At 70.9% G+C, this 14,604-nt stretch carries 14 protein-coding genes; 10 read left to right on the plus strand and 4 right to left on the minus strand.

The genetic code is table 11. The features are described 5' to 3' along the window. The first annotated feature begins 11 nt into the window (after positions 1-11). On the plus strand, positions 12-1,211 hold the full coding sequence (manA, locus tag RWN05_RS11020; RefSeq protein ID WP_175117733.1) for a mannose-6-phosphate isomerase, class I: 1,200 nt from the start codon (positions 12-14) through the stop codon (positions 1,209-1,211). A gap of 31 nt (positions 1,212-1,242) precedes the next feature. Here manA and RWN05_RS11025 read toward each other — a convergent pair whose 3' ends face one another. Further along, complete coding sequence (locus RWN05_RS11025; protein WP_314139542.1) at positions 1,243-2,223, minus strand: helix-turn-helix domain-containing protein; 981 nt, start codon at positions 2,221-2,223, stop codon at positions 1,243-1,245. Between the two features lie 93 nt (positions 2,224-2,316). On the opposite strand from RWN05_RS11025, the gene RWN05_RS11030 reads away from it, so the two are divergent. From RWN05_RS11030 to RWN05_RS11050, 5 genes are all read left to right on the plus strand, one after another. Then, positions 2,317-2,460, plus strand: coding sequence for a hypothetical protein (locus RWN05_RS11030; protein ID WP_314139543.1), 144 nt, complete (start codon positions 2,317-2,319; stop codon positions 2,458-2,460). Positions 2,461-2,514: 54 nt separating this feature from the next. Continuing rightward, complete coding sequence (galE, locus tag RWN05_RS11035) at positions 2,515-3,477, plus strand: UDP-glucose 4-epimerase GalE (RefSeq protein WP_314139544.1); 963 nt, start codon at positions 2,515-2,517, stop codon at positions 3,475-3,477. 186 nt (positions 3,478-3,663) lie between these two features. Further along, on the plus strand, positions 3,664-3,993 hold the full coding sequence (locus tag RWN05_RS11040; RefSeq protein ID WP_079002812.1) for a WhiB family transcriptional regulator: 330 nt from the start codon (positions 3,664-3,666) through the stop codon (positions 3,991-3,993). A 111-nt stretch (positions 3,994-4,104) separates the two neighbouring features. Beyond that, entirely contained in the window at positions 4,105-7,473 is a 3,369-nt protein-coding gene (locus RWN05_RS11045) for a glycosyltransferase (protein WP_314139545.1), read from the plus strand. Then, entirely contained in the window at positions 7,463-8,896 is a 1,434-nt protein-coding gene (locus tag RWN05_RS11050; protein ID WP_121291867.1) for a DUF5719 family protein, read from the plus strand. Before RWN05_RS11045 ends, RWN05_RS11050 begins: the two co-directional genes overlap by 11 nt. 16 nt (positions 8,897-8,912) lie before the next feature. Here RWN05_RS11050 and RWN05_RS11055 read toward each other — a convergent pair whose 3' ends face one another. Continuing rightward, positions 8,913-9,350, minus strand: a complete 438-nt coding sequence (locus RWN05_RS11055; protein WP_064295223.1) for a metallopeptidase family protein — start codon at positions 9,348-9,350, stop codon at positions 8,913-8,915. Positions 9,351-9,457: 107 nt separating this feature from the next. On the opposite strand from RWN05_RS11055, the gene RWN05_RS11060 reads away from it, so the two are divergent. Together RWN05_RS11060 and ahcY are read left to right on the plus strand one after the other, a co-directional pair. Continuing rightward, the gene (locus RWN05_RS11060; protein WP_369808449.1) at positions 9,458-9,667 is read left to right on the plus strand and encodes a DUF3499 family protein; all 210 of its coding nucleotides are present in this window, start codon (positions 9,458-9,460) and stop codon (positions 9,665-9,667) included. 82 nt (positions 9,668-9,749) lie between these two features. Next, positions 9,750-11,240: an adenosylhomocysteinase gene (gene ahcY, locus RWN05_RS11065; protein ID WP_121292048.1), complete on the plus strand. Its 1,491-nt coding sequence runs from the start codon at positions 9,750-9,752 to the stop codon at positions 11,238-11,240. A gap of 22 nt (positions 11,241-11,262) precedes the next feature. Here ahcY and RWN05_RS11070 read toward each other — a convergent pair whose 3' ends face one another. Further along, the gene (locus RWN05_RS11070) at positions 11,263-12,123 is read right to left on the minus strand and encodes an RDD family protein (protein ID WP_085513390.1); all 861 of its coding nucleotides are present in this window, start codon (positions 12,121-12,123) and stop codon (positions 11,263-11,265) included. Between the two features lie 67 nt (positions 12,124-12,190). Between RWN05_RS11070 and RWN05_RS11075 the strand changes: the two genes are divergently transcribed. Continuing rightward, on the plus strand, positions 12,191-13,186 hold the full coding sequence (locus RWN05_RS11075) for a stage II sporulation protein M (RefSeq protein WP_121291866.1): 996 nt from the start codon (positions 12,191-12,193) through the stop codon (positions 13,184-13,186). A 3-nt stretch (positions 13,187-13,189) separates the two neighbouring features. Here the strand turns inward: RWN05_RS11075 and RWN05_RS11080 are convergent, their stop codons facing one another. Next, entirely contained in the window at positions 13,190-13,585 is a 396-nt protein-coding gene (locus tag RWN05_RS11080) for a DUF5997 family protein (protein WP_314139549.1), read from the minus strand. 98 nt (positions 13,586-13,683) lie between these two features. On the opposite strand from RWN05_RS11080, the gene RWN05_RS11085 reads away from it, so the two are divergent. Next, on the plus strand, positions 13,684-14,550 hold the full coding sequence (locus RWN05_RS11085) for a LysR family substrate-binding domain-containing protein (RefSeq protein ID WP_314139551.1): 867 nt from the start codon (positions 13,684-13,686) through the stop codon (positions 14,548-14,550). Positions 14,551-14,604: the final 54 nt, after the last annotated feature.

The raw sequence follows: 14,604 nt of genomic DNA on the forward strand, positions 1-14,604 counted from the left end.
AGGGCCCCACCATGTTCGTGCCGCTCCGTGCCACTCCTCGTGACTACGCGTGGGGGTCGTCGACGGCGATCGCGGAGGTGCTCGGGTCCGAGCGCTCAGGGCGCCCGGAGGCGGAACTCTGGCTCGGCGCACACCCCGGGGCGCCGACGCCGATCGCGGATCCGTCGACGGTGGGGGGACACGCCGACCTCGAGCGCTGGCTCGCCGCCGATCCCTCCGCGCTCGGCGGGCACGGCTCGCTGCCGTTCCTCCTCAAGGTCCTCGCAGCGGCTCATCCGCTCTCGCTGCAGGCCCACCCCGACCTGCACCGCGCCGCCGCGGGCTTCGCCGCCGAGAACGCGCGAGGGGTGCCGCTCGACGCCCCGCACCGCAACTACAAGGACGCGCTCCACAAGCCGGAACTCATCGTCGCCCTCCGGGACGGCTTCGAGGCGCTCTGCGGGTTCCGCGAGCTCGATGCGACCGATGCGCTGCTCGCCGAGCTGGTGGCCTCGTCGCCCGATCCGGCTGCTGCGGCGCGCATCACCATGCTCCGCGGGATGCTGGCCGCCCCCGACGGGCTCCGCGACACCGTGCGAACCCTGCTCGAGCAGCTCCCCGGCGGGCTGCTCGACGCCCTCGTCGCGTCCGCCGCTGCTCCCGGTTCGGGTGCATTCGACGCCGAGCGGACCCTGGTCGGACGGCTCGCCCAGGAGTATCCGGGCGATCCCGGCATCGCGGTCGCACTCCTCCTCAATCTCGTCACGTTGCGAGCCGGCGAAGCGCTGTACCTCCCAGCCGGGAACATCCACGCCTACCTCCGCGGCATCGGCGTCGAGCTCATGGCCGCGAGTGACAACGTCCTGCGCGGCGGGCTCACCCCGAAGCACGTCGACGTGCCCGAGCTGCTCGAGGTCCTGGAGTTCGAGCCGCGGCCGGTGCCGTGGCTCACCCCGACGGACCTGGGTGGGGGGCTCAGCCTCTTCGTCCCTGACGTGCCGGACTTCGAGCTGCTGCGGGTGGACCTGTCCGGTGAGCCGTCCGAGCAGGGGTCGTCGTTCCGACTCCCCGGCCCCGGGATCGCGATCGTGGTCGACGGCTCGGTACGGATCACCGGAGCCACCTCGTCCATCGAGCTCGGTCGAGGTGGCTACGCCTTCATCACGCCCGACGAGGCGGAGCTGCGCTTCTCCGGGACCGGGACCCTGTTCCTGGCGACGACCCAGGCCTGACCGCCCGGCCGGGTGGCCCGGTCCACCCAGCTCAGGCGCTCTCCCGCACCCCGAAACTCCGCCGGTAGGCGGCAGGCGTGGTCCCGAGGACGCGGTCGAAGTGGTGACGGAGGACGGCTGCGGTGCCGAACCCGGTGTCGGCCGCGATCCGCTCGACACCGTGGTCGGTCCGTTCGAGCATCTCCTGGGCTCGGAACAGGCGTTGCCGGTTCAGCCAGGCGGCCGGCGTGCTGCCGAGCTCCGAGCGGAAGCGGCGTGCGAAGGTCCGCTCGGACATGTGCGCCTGCCGCGCGAGGCGCCCGATGGGCAGGTCCTCGGCGAGGTGGTCGAGCATCCAGTCGACGACCGGGGCGAGCGACTCGCACTGCTGCACCGCGACGGGGGAGAGGACGTATTGCGCCTGACCGCCGTCGCGCTGAGGTGGGACGACCATCCTGCGGGCGATGACGTTGGCGCTCGCCGCGCCGTACTCCTGTCGCACCAGGTGCAGACACGCGTCGATGCCGGCCGCGGTCCCCGCGCCCGTGATGACCTTGCGGTCCTCGACGAACAGCACGTCCGGGTCGACGGTGGTGCCCGGGAACGTCGTCTGCTGCTCGCTGGTGTACATCCAGTGGGTCGTGCTGCGCCGACCGTCGAGCAGCCCTGCCTGACCGAGGACGAACGACCCGCTGCACACACTGAGGACCCAGGCACCCCGTGCCTCCGCCGCTCGGAGGACGTCGAGGTAGGCCTCGTCGACCGCTCCGGCACGCGATCCACCACGACCGGTGATCACCACGAGGTCCGCCTCGGCCGCGAACGACAGGTCGTCGTCGACGATCATGTCGAAGCCCCGCGCACCGTCGTCGCTCAGGTTCATCCGGACCGGACCGGGGTCCTTCGTGACGATGCGGAGGTCGAAGGCGGGACCGCCCTGGTCCGACCGGTCGATGCCGAAGACCTCGCAGACGACGCTGAACTCGAACGGTTGCAGCCCCGGAATGGCGAGCAGGGCGACCTTCGACAGCATGGGACCTCCGGATGATCGATTTGGCAGGAATGTGCTCATTTGCGTCCATCCTGCCACTGGTGGCAGTTTTTCGCCATTCCTAGAGTTTCAGACATGTCCATCATCGCACTCGTCATCGGCATCCTCACCGTCCTCATCACCGTCGTCGCTTCCGCCGCGACCCTCCGTGCCGTCCTGACCGACGGCTATCGCCGCGTCCCCAGCCGTGCCGGCGCACGACGCACGCGCCTCCAGTAGTCTGGTCACTCCGTCTGCAGCACGGCAGGTGGAGGACTCCCTGGAGGAAGCATCGTGGCGTGGCTGGTGACGGGCGGAGCCGGATACATCGGAGCCCATGTGGTGCGGGCCTTCCAAGCGGAGGGGATCGACGTCGTCGTCCTCGACGACCTGTCGAGCGGACACGAGCGCTTCGTTCCTGCGGGTGTGCCGTTTGTCCGCGGAACCCTGCTCGACGGCTCGGTCCTCGAGCGCACCTTCTCCGAGTTCGAGCTGAGCGGTGTCGTCCACGTCGCCGGGTACAAGTACGCGGGTGTCTCCGTGCAGCGCCCGCTCCACACGTACACCCAGAACGTCACGGCCACCGCGATGCTGCTCGCCGCGATGGAGGAGCACCGGGTGGAGCGCATCGTCTTCTCGTCGAGCGCCGCGGTGTACGGGACCACGGACGTCGACCTCGTCACCGAAGACACCCCGAAAGCGCCCGAGTCGCCCTACGGCGAGTCCAAGCTCATCGGTGAGTGGCTGCTCCGCGACCAGGGTGTCGCCACCGGGCTGCGCCACACGTCGCTGCGGTACTTCAACGTCGTCGGCTCCGGGACGGACGAGGTCTACGACACGAGCCCGCACAACCTCTTCCCGCTCGTCTTCGACGCGCTCCTCGCCGGACGCACCCCCCGCATCAACGGCGACGACTACCCGACGCCGGACGGCACCTGCGTCCGCGACTACCTGCACGTCGCGGATCTCGCGGCCGCGCACGTCGCCGCAGCCAAGCGGCTCGATGCGGGTGAGCCCCTCGAGGCGGCGTACAACCTCGGAAGCGGGGACGGGTCGAGCGTCGGCGAGATCATGACCGCGATGGCGGAGGTGACCGGGATCGACTTCACCCCCGAGATCATGCCGCGGAGGGCGGGCGATCCCGCACGGATCGTCGCGTCCGGCGCGCTCGCAGCGCGCGACCTCGACTGGCGGATGCGACACGATCTGCGCCAGATGGTGGAGAGTGCATGGCGGGCCAGGCGCGCCGCCGACTGACGTCGCGCGGCCGCACGATCCGCCCCGACGGGCTCCGACACCCAGTTCGGGTCACACGCGGCGCGTCGCGAACCCTCACCTCGTGATTGAGGCTTTACGATGTGCGACTTGACTCGACCATAACTACAAGGGTGTAATTATGTATCGCGCCGCGTGGCGCAGGGTACGAGTAGGTGGGGAGACGGTATGGCGATTCCTGAGTATCGTGCCGGAGTACCCGACGACTGGTTCGTCGATCCGGTCAATCTGGGAGTCCCCGGCGTTCGTCAGCCCGCTGCGGAGGGCGAGGACGACACCCAGCTCTCCTGGCAGACCGATGCGCTGTGCGCGCAGACCGACCCCGAGGCGTTCTTCCCCGAGAAGGGTGGATCCACGCGCGACGCGAAGCGGATCTGCACCAGCTGCGACGTGAAGTCGCAGTGCCTGGAGTACGCGCTCGCGAACGATGAGCGCTTCGGCATCTGGGGCGGCCTCTCCGAGCGCGAGCGCCGGAAGCTGCGCAAACGCGCCGTCTGACGCTTCTTCGAACGCCGACCGAGCCGTTCCCGGCTCACCGGAACGCCCCCGATTCGGGGCGCGCCCGCTCGGTTCCCGCTCTTCCGGCCGCACCCGCTTAGTCTGAATCCGATGTCTCCCCGAGTAACGGCGATTCTCGTGGTGCGCGACGGCTCAGAGCCGCTCGCACGCACGCTCGACGCCCTCCGTGCCCAGACCCGTCCGGCGGACGGGATCATCGCCGTCGCCACCCGCGCGAGTGAGGCGACGATCGAGGAACTCGGCCGCGTCCCCGGCATGAAGCTCGTGACCTCGACCGAGGACCTCAGCTTCGCGCAGGCCGTGGCCGCCGGCGTCCGCGTCACCGATCAGCCGGAGGACGCCGAGCAGATGCTCTGGTTGCTCTCGGAGGACACGGCTCCCGAGCCGACGGCGCTCGCCGCACTGTTGGGCGCCCTCGAGGTCTCACCGTCCGTCGGTGTGGCCGGCCCGAAGATCCTCGACTGGGACGACGCGTCGTTCCTCCGTCGCTACGGCGAGACGATCACCACCCTCGGTGCGGCGGTCCCCGTGGTCGAGGACGAGCTCGACCAGGCCCAGCACGACACCATGAACGACGTGATGGCGGTCGGTCCGGCCGGCATGCTCGTCCGCCATCAGCTGTGGGACCAGTTGGGCGGCTTCGACCAGGCCCTCGTGGCGGACGACGCCCTCGACTTCTGCATCAGGACCCGCCTCGCGGGCTACCTGGTCGCGGTCGTGCCGACGGCGCGGGTCGCCTCCGCCGGCGAAGGCATCGCCGGGCCCTCCTGGTCGAACCGGCTCGGCGCGCGTCGCCGCCGCCACCGTCAGGCCCGCGCCGCACAGCTCCACCGCCGTCTCGTCTATGCGCCCGGGATCATGGTCCCGGTGCACTGGCTCAGCCTCGTGCCCCTCGCCATCCTGCGGGTCATCGGGCACTTCGTGAAGAAGCAGCCCGAGCTCGTGCTGGGCGAGCTCTCGGCGGCGTTCGCCGTCGCGTTCTCCGGGACGAAGGTCGGGAGCGCCCGGCGCCAGCTCGCGAAGAACCGGACCTTGGGCTGGTCGAGCATCGCCGGCTTGCGGATGCGACTCGACGAGGTGCGACGCAAACGCGCGCTCGCGCGGGAGGCGACGCAGATCGGCTTCATCGGCGAGGAACGCGACCTCCGCTTCTTCTCCGGCGGAGGCGCCTGGGTCGTCCTCGCCACGGCGGTCATCGGAGCGGCGATCCTCGCCCCGCTCCTCGGCGCCACCTACCTCACCGGCGGGGGACTCCTCCCGCTCTCGGCGACGGTCGGCGACCTCTGGCAGCACATCGGCTTCGGGTGGCGCGACGTCGGCCTCGGGTTCGTCGGTGCCGCCGACCCGTTCAGCGCCGTCCTCGCGGTGCTCGGGACCATCACCTTCTGGCAGCCCTCGTTCTCCCTGGTCCTGCTCTTCCTGCTCGCGCTGCCGCTCTCCGCGCTCGGCGCCTGGTTCGCCGCCACCCGACTCACGGAGCGCAGCGGACCCCGTGCGGTGGCGGCGCTGCTCTGGGCGCTCGCCCCGACGCTCCTGACCGCGCTCGCCGACGGTCGTCCCGCGGCCGTCATCGTGCACGTCCTGCTGCCCTGGCTGTTCTACGCGGGTGCGGTCGCGTCCCGGTCGTGGGCAGCAGCCGGCACGAGCGCCTTCCTGTTCGCCGCAATCGTCGCGAGCTCGCCCTCCCTCGCCCCGGCGTTGCTCGTCATCTGGCTCGTGGCGATGGTCTTCGCCGGTCGGGGAGTCGCCAGGGTCGGCCTCGTCCCGATCCCCGCCATCGCGCTGTTCGCTCCGCTCATCTGGCAGCAGGGCATCCATCGCAACAACTGGCTCGGACTCCTCGCCGACCCGGGTGTCGCGACGCCTGCGACCGCGGCGTCCGGCTGGCAACTGTCCCTCGGCTTCCCCGGCGGCAGCCTGGGTGGATGGAGCCAGCTCGGTGCGGCGCTCGGGCTGCCGGGTGCGGCTCCCGTGATCGTGGTGCCCGCGCTGCTCGCGCCGCTCGCGATCGTCGCTCTGCTGGCCCTGTTCCTCCCGGGCTCCCGACGGGCCGTCCCGTTGCTCATCGCGGCGTTCCTCGGTCTCGTGTCGGCAGTGTTCGCCACGCATCTCCTCCTCGCCTCCGCCGCCGGAACGGCCGTCCCTATCTGGGCCGGTGCGGCGATCAGCCTGTACTGGCTCGGAATCGCGGGCGCTGCGACCCTCGGCCTCGACCGCATCCCACGGTTCCGGGCGGTCCCGGCGCTCGTCATGGTCCTCGCCGCTGCGGTCATCGCCCTCCCACTCGCCCTCGCCCAGCCCCTCGGCACCTCGGTGGTTCGTGAGAGCTCCGGCCGCCAGCTGCCCGCCTATGTGACGGCCGCGACGCAGACCGATCCTCGGCTCGGCACCCTCGTCATCACACCCGGTGACGACGGCACCATCACCGCGGTCGTCATCCGTGGCCAGGGGGAGACGCTCGACGGCCAGTCGACCATCGCCCAGACGGCCCCCGGCGTGTCCTCGGACGACCGCGTCGTCGCCGAGCTCGCCGGCAACCTCGCGTCGCAGAGCGGGCTGGACCCGACGGAGACCCTCGTCGAGCACGGCATCGCCTTCGTGCTGCTGTCGCCGGTCGCAGACGGCGAGGAGCAGACGGTGGCGGGTCAGACCGCCGGCCGCGCGGCGAGTGCGCTCGACGCCAACGCAGCGCTGGTCGCCGTCGGTGACACGACGAGCGGGACGCTCTGGCGCACCGTCGCGGACGTCGGCACCGGCCCCGAGCTCCCCACGTCCAACGTGCTCGGCACCCTCATCGGTGTCGGCCTGGGCGTCGTGTTCCTCATCACCCTGCTCCTGAGCATCCCCAACGGTGCGTCCCGCGACGGGTACCGCGCGGGATCCAGGAAGCCGGCGAAGCTGAAGGGCCGTGCCGCTCGCAAGGCGGCCGCGTCCGGGGCGACGGTCGCGGTGATCGACGACGACGCGACCGGCACCTATGACGACGAGGAACCGACCGCCGATCTCGACGACGAGGCGGAGGGATCCGCGTCGGCCGACACCGCCGACGGGTCGACCCGTCCCTCCAAGCCGCGTTGGTGGCGCCGGGGTCAGGCCTCCGCCGGGGCACCCGCTCCCGCGTCGGCACAGGCCGAGGCAACCGATGACGCCGTGTCGGTCGATGACGCTCCGTCGACCCCCGACGCCGCGTCGGCCGATGACACCGTCGCTCGCGATGGAACCGGGGTGGTGGTGGAAGACGCCGTCGACCCGGACCCCGACGTGACCGGATCGACGCCGGCCGCCGACGCCGTCGTGGACTCGAACACCACGGCCGACCAGGTCCCCGACGAACCGGCGATCGCCACGGGCGATGCCGTCGTGTCCGAGGCGGATCCGAGCGACGCGACCGTGACGACGCCGGATACCGACACCACCCGCCGGGACACCCCGGGAACGGAGCAGCCGCATGCCCAGTAAGCGCGGAGTCGCCATCACCTCCGGTCGGATCGTCACCGGCCTCGTCGGGATCGGGATCGCCGCGGTCACGATCGCAGCGGCCGGGCAACTGCCCCTCCCGACGGTCGAGATCGCCCCTCAGGACATCCGAGTCACTCCGGTGGCCGGCGACCAGTCGGTCGTGTGCCCTGGGCCGCTACTCGCCCTGGCCCAGGACGCGACGGCCGCCACGGCAGCCGGCTCCTTCGGCCCGGCGAGTGTCGACTTCGGAGCGAACGGGGTGACGCCCACGACGCGTGAGCTGGCCGCACCCGACAACACGAGCGGCGCGGCGGACGGCGGGCCCACGGTGATCACCGTCCCCGGCGCGACCGACGGGACGGTGACCCCACTGAGTGGCGCGCAGTCGCAGATCGCCGCCGAAGCCGAGGTCGCCGGTCTGGCGGCTGCCGCCTGCACGCCGGCCTCGGCCGAGAGCTGGCTCGTCGGCGGGTCGAGCGACATCGGTCGCACCACGCTGGTCCTGCTGAGCAATCCGTCGGCCGTCGATGCGAACGTGACCCTCGAGGTCTTCGGTGCTGCCGGGCGGATCGACGCTCCGGGTGCCGCCGGGATCGTCGTCGCCACCGGCACGCAGCGGGTGATCGCCCTCACCGGCCTCGCGCCCAACGAGCCGACCCCCGTCGTGCACGTGACGAGCGAGGGTGGTCAGGTGGTGGCCGCGCTCCAGCAGAGCACGGTCCGCGTCCTGACCCCCGGCGGCGTGGAGGTCCAGGGGCCGACCGCGTCGCCCTCGACCGACCTCGTGATCCCGGGCGTCGTCGTCACGGCTCCGGCGGCCGCAGGGGCGAGCTCCGACACCGCGTCCGTCGACGACCGGGCCACGGCCCTCAGACTGTTCGCGCCGGGATCCGAGCCCGCCGACGTCGTGATCACCGCCACTCGGGAGAACGCGAAGGACGAGCCGATCGTCATCGACGCCACCATCCAGCCGGGCGTTCCCGGCGAGATCGCCCTGGCCGACCTCCCGGCCGGTGAGTTCTCGCTGGAGGTCACCTCGACCCGACCGGTGGTCGCCGCGGCCAGGACGAACTCGCGCGGCGGAACGCTCGAGGACTTCGCCTGGTTCGGAGCGACGCCCGCACTCGACGACACCGCGGCCTTCACCGTCCCGACCGGGCCGGGGCAGAAGCTCCACGTCTTCAACCCGACCGGCACCGACGCCGAACTCACGTTGACGGGGGCTGACGGCAAGGAGACCACGGCGAAGATCGGGGCAGGCGCGGCGGTGACGCTCGGCGTCGGCTCGGGTCAGAGTTACGTCCTCGCCGGGGGCGACGGCCTCCACGCCTCGATCAGTCTCGCTGCGGCGGGGCGGCTCACATCACTGCCGGTCACACCGCCGAACCCGCTGGCGGCGCCGATCAGCGTCTACCCGCGCTGACCGCGGCGGCGGCGGGTCAGAGGAACCGGTAGCGTTCCGGCCCGAGGTCCCAGGGGTCCTTGCCGAGGAGCTCGGCGACGGCGCGGAACACGCAGCTCTCCACCATCATGCGCTGATGCAGCTCGTCGTTCCGGTGGAGCTTGCTCATCCGCTGGATGGGCAGCCGGTACAGGATGATCCGTCGGCGTGCTCGGTCGACGAACCAGCGGTCGACGCCGTCCGTCCCGGAGTTCTGCGCCGGCATCGCGCCGACCTCGAACCTGACGTCGGCGAGTTCGGCGGGCCAGGCTCCGCGGAGGTAGTCGGCGGTGGTGGCGACCGTCAGGTCGAACTGGTCGATCCGGGTGTCGATCGGTGGCACGTCTGGTCCGACGACGCTCGAACGACCGTTGCGACCGTGCCGTGATCGGCGGCGCGAGAGGGCGCCTCGCGTCTCCTCGTCAGCCTGCGCCATGCGTCCAGTCTAGGTGTCGCCGGCGGCCCGGTTCAGACCCGCTCGACCGGCGAGCCGGACGGTGCCGCCGGCGCCCCCGGGCTACGCTGGGGCAAATGGTGGACAGGATGTGTTCGAAGGTCGGCTGCTCGCGCGAGCCCGTAGCGACGCTGACCTATGACTACCGTGACTCGATGGCGGTCCTCGGACCGCTGAGCATCGAGAAGAGTCCACACAGCTACGACCTCTGCTCCATCCATGCCGTACGGCTGAGCGTGCCGCAGGGCTGGAGCGTCGTGAAGCACAGCGTCCTCGGCGACGTCGGCTACGGCTCCTGACCAGCGGCATCCCACCGCGCCGTGCCGATCTCGGGGCCGACATGAAGGTCCACGACGCGTGACGGTCTGCGAGAATGGCGTCATGAGTTCTTCCGCACCGTCTGCCCCCACGACCACCCTGCCGTACAAGGTGGCCGACCTGTCGCTCGCCGAGGCCGGCCGACACCAGCTCCGCCTCGCCGAGAACGAGATGCCCGGCCTGATGGCCCTCCGCGAGGAGTTCGGCGCGAGCCAGCCCCTCGCCGGCGCCCGTATCGCCGGTTCGCTGCACATGACGGTGCAGACCGCGGTGCTCATCGAGACGCTCGTCGCGCTCGGTGCCCAGGTCCGCTGGGCGAGCTGCAACATCTTCTCGACCCAGGACGAGGCGGCGGCGGCCGTCGCAGTCGGTCCGCACGGGACCGTCGAGGCACCGGCCGGTGTGCCGGTCTTCGCCTGGAAGGGCGAGACGCTCGAAGAGTACTGGTGGTGCACCGAGCAGATCTTCGACTGGTCGACCGAAGCGGCCACGGCCGGAGCCGAGTGGACCGGCCCCAACCTCATCCTCGACGACGGTGGCGACGCGAGCATGCTCGTCCACCAGGGCCGTCGGTTCGAGCTGGCCGGAGCGGTCCCCGACACGACCGACGCCGACAGCCACGAGTACAGCATCGTCCTCGACGTGCTCCGCCGTTCGCTCGCCGGCAGCAGCGACCGCTGGACGAAGGTCGCCGCCGACATCCTCGGCGTGACCGAGGAGACCACCACCGGTGTCCACCGCCTCTACGAGCTGGCGAAGCAGGGTGAGCTGCTGTTCCCCGCGATCAACGTGAACGACTCGGTCACGAAGAGCAAGTTCGACAACAAGTACGGCATCCGGCACTCGCTGCCGGACGGCCTCAACCGCGCGACCGACGTGCTCATCGGTGGCAAGGTCGTCTTCGTCGCGGGCTACGGCGACGTCGGGAAGGGCGCGGCCGAGGCCCTCCGCGGCCAGGGAGCCCGGGTCATCGTCTCCGAGGTCGACCCGATCTGCGCCCTCCAGGCGTCGATGGACGGCTTCCAGGTCGCGACCCTCGAGAGCGTCGCCGACCAGGTCGACATCATTGTGACGTGCACCGGCAACTTCAACGTCGTCACCCTCGACCACATCCTCGCGCTCAAGCACCTCGCGATCGTCTCGAACGTCGGGCACTTCGACAACGAGATCGACATGGCCTCGCTCGAGGCGCTCGAGGGCGCCGAGAAGATCGAGATCAAGCCCCAGGTCCACGAGTGGCGCCTCCCCACGGGGCGCAGCGTCCTCGTGCTCAGCGAGGGACGCCTCATGAACCTCGGGAACGCGACGGGGCACCCCTCGTTCGTGATGAGCAACTCCTTCACGAACCAGGTGCTCGCGCAGCTCGAGCTCTGGACGCGGATCGAGGAGTACCCGATCGGCGTGTACGTGCTGCCGAAGCACCTCGACGAGAAGGTCGCTCGCCTGCACCTCGACGCGCTCGGCGTGCAGCTGACGACGCTCACGGGCGAGCAGGCCGACTACATCGGTGTGCCGGTCGAGGGCCCGTACAAGGTCGACCACTACCGCTACTAGGCGGTGTCGCCGGTTCCCCGCCTCAGCGGTCGGGGAACCGGTGCGGCTGACCGCTCAGCACCGGCTGGAGGAGCGACAGGCGCTGACGGGCTGCGAGTTGGGCCTGGTACTCGCGCTCCCGGCGGATGACGGAGACCCCGACGAGGAACGCCTCCGGCGGAGCGATCGGCAGGGGCGACACGAATCGGGACACCTCTGCCGCGAGTTCGGCCGCCAATCGGGTCCTCGTGGCCGGGGTCAGTGAGCCGGCCTGCTTGAGGAACTGGGTGACGCGCCGCGCCAGCGGGTCGGGCAGTCGGGCCACGTCGGCGCCGCCGGCCCAGGCGGCGAGCTGCGGTGGGATCATCGCGACGGGCTCCACCACCCGCGGCAGACGCTCACGTTGGCTGTAGGTCCCGGCGAGCACGTCGCCCAGACGCTTCGAGCGAGCACTGAGCAGGCCGGTGAGTGCGGCGATGCCGCCAGCTGTGGCGTAGATCTCGAAGTACCCGGTGAGGGCACGGATGAACGCGTGCCGGAAGCCGGGTGCACCCCCGTCGTCCCGGACGATGCGGGCACCGACCACGAGTCTGCCGAGCGACCGTCCGCGGGTGGCGATCTCGACCGCTGCCGGCAGGACGACGAGGCAGAGCACCGTCAGGCCGAGCACGATGGCGGTGAACATCGCGGTGTCCATGGCGACCCCGGACAGGATCCAGGAGAACATCGCGAGCATGAGGCCGACGAACACGAGGATCGACACCACGTAGTCGATGATGGCGCCCGCCGCGCGCAGGATGAACCCGGTGGGCCGCACGTCGAGGGCGACCGCCTCGCCGGTGATCAGCTCGGTGCCGTCGTCCAGCGTCGTCTCGTGCAGCGGGACCCGGGCCGGTTCGGACATGTGCTCCATTCAAGCAGATGCGCGGGGGACCGGCCATGGAGCGCCGCCAACGCGTAGCATGGCTGCGATGGACCTCGACGCCTACTCCGCAGCCCACCGCCAGGAATGGGACCGCCTCGACGCGCTCGGCAAGCAGCGGTTCTTCAGCGGGCCGGAGGCCGATGAGCTGATCGACCGCTATCAAGCCGGGGCGACCCAGCTCTCCGCGATCAAGACGACGGCCGGATCGACCCTCGTCGGCGACCGCCTCTCGGTGTCGCTGTCGCGGGCGCGCCTCCGGTTCACCGGGGCCAGTGCGAACGTGTTGTCGAGTGTCCCGCGGTTCTTCGTCCTGGCGCTGCCGGCCGCGCTCTACCGGGTCCGGTGGGTGACTCTCGCGGTCGCGGTCGCGACGGTCGTCATCGCGACCCTGTACGCCGTGTGGATCGCCGGCAACCCGCAGGTCCTCGCGAACCTCGGGACCGACGCCCAGCTCAAGCAGTACGTCGAGGATGACTTCGTCGCCTACTACTCCGACAACCCGGCTGCGAGCTTCGCCGGCCAGGTGTGGACGAACAACGCGTGGATCGCGGCGCAATGCGTGGCGTTCGGCATCAGCGGCGTCTGGGTCCCGTACATCATCGTCACCAACGCCCAGGGGGTCGGGCAGGCCGCAGGGGTGATGTTCGCCTACGGCAAGGGTGACGTGTTCTTCGAGTACATCCTCCCGCACGGCATGCTCGAGCTCACGGCGGTGTTCGTCGCGGCAGCGGCGGGTCTCCGCATCTTCTGGGCCTGGGTGGCACCAGGGCCACGGACGAGGGGCCAGGCGCTTGCCGAGGAGGGCCGAGCGCTGTTCACGATCGCCATCGGGCTGGTGATCGTGCTCTTCGTCTCGGGGCTCGTCGAGGGCTTCGTGACGCCGGCACCGTGGCCGTGGGCGGTCAAGATGCTCATCGGCGGGGGAGCGCTCGCCGCGTTCCTGACCTACATGTGCTGGTGGGGCGGTCGCGCGTACCGCTCGGGGGAGCGCGGCGACCTGGCTGAGTTCGAGGCCGGCGCGAAGCGGATCGTCGCCGGCTGACGGCTACTCGCCGGCTTCGGATCGTGCGCGGCGCTCGGCGTTCCTGGCGTTGACCCGGGCGTTCTCGGCGTTCACCTCGGCGTGGACGGCACGCTCCTGCACGAGCCATGCGGGCAGCGTGCGGAGCAGCTCCTGGATCTGTTCGGTGGTCAACGCCTCGGTCATCTCGGCGCGAGCCAGACCGGAGGTCGACACGCCCAGCTTGCGGGCGACGACGTCGCGCGGGTGCGGTCCGTTCTTGCGGAGCTCGACGAGCCAGTCCGCCGGGTTCGCCTGCAGTTCGAGGAACGCCGACCGCGTGATCGGCTCCTCCTGGAACGACGCCGGGGTCGCCGGCAGGTAGACCCCGAGCTTCTTCGCCGCGGTCGCCGGTTTCATGATCTGTTCGCTCGCACCCATCCGCTCAGCGTACCTCGCTGCAGTGTCCTCGCCCAACCGGCCGGATCACCCGTCGACTGAGCTGCAGTAGTGTGGCAAGCCGAGCAGTGGAGGCTTCGATGGACAGGCAGGACGACCAGGTCGACGGGATCGAGATCGGCGACGACGGGATCGGCGCCGACACGGTGCCGGAGAACGTCCCGCCGGTGCTGACCGTCGCCTACGCACGCGGCGTGAACCCGGGGAAGTGGGCGCGCATCTGGAGCGAGCGCCGTCCGGACGACGAACTCCGCCTGATCCGGGTGGACCTCGACGAGCAGCGAGCGGTCCTGGCCTCCGGTGCAGCGGACGTCGTGCTCGCCCGGGTCCCGATCGACCATGACGGGCTGAACACGATCGCCCTGTTCGAGGAGCTCCCCGTCGTCGTCTTCGCCAAGGGCGCTGTCCTCGGAGCCGAGGACACGGTCGGGATGGCCGCGCTCGCCGACGAGCAGCTGATCATGACGCCGCTCGTCCTCGAGTGGGCCGAACGTGCCGCCGCGCTCGGGTTCGACGCCCCGGCGGCGCCGTTGACCGACGACCCGGAGGCCGCGGTCGAGCTGGCCGCGTCCGAGGTCGGAATCGTCGTGGTCCCGCAGTCGGTCGCGCGACTGCACCAGCGGAAGGACGTGGAGTACCGTCCGATCGCCGATCTTCCATCCATCCCGGTCGTGCTGGTGTGGCCTCAGGACCGCGAGGACGAAGCCGTGGAGGAGTTCATCGGCATCGTGCGCGGACGCACGGCCAACAGTTCGCGACGGTCCGCCCCGACCGAGCAGGCCGCCGCTCCTGCACCGCAGCAGGCCGCGAGACGACGGAAGAAGCCGAAGGCCGGCTCGACCCAGGGCACCGCCGCCGGGACGAGCCGGGGCGCCCAGCTCGCCGCGCGGAAGGCCAAGCAGGAGGAGCTCGCCCGGGAACGCCGCAAGAAGCGCAAGGGCCGCTGATCCGTTCTCCCGGGTCCCGCCGGCACGCGGAGGGACCCGGTCGATCGGCGACGG

Origin of the sequence: uncultured Plantibacter sp., assembly GCF_963518075.1 — a bacterium.
Classification (GTDB): Bacteria; Actinomycetota; Actinomycetes; order Actinomycetales; family Microbacteriaceae; genus Plantibacter; species Plantibacter flavus_A.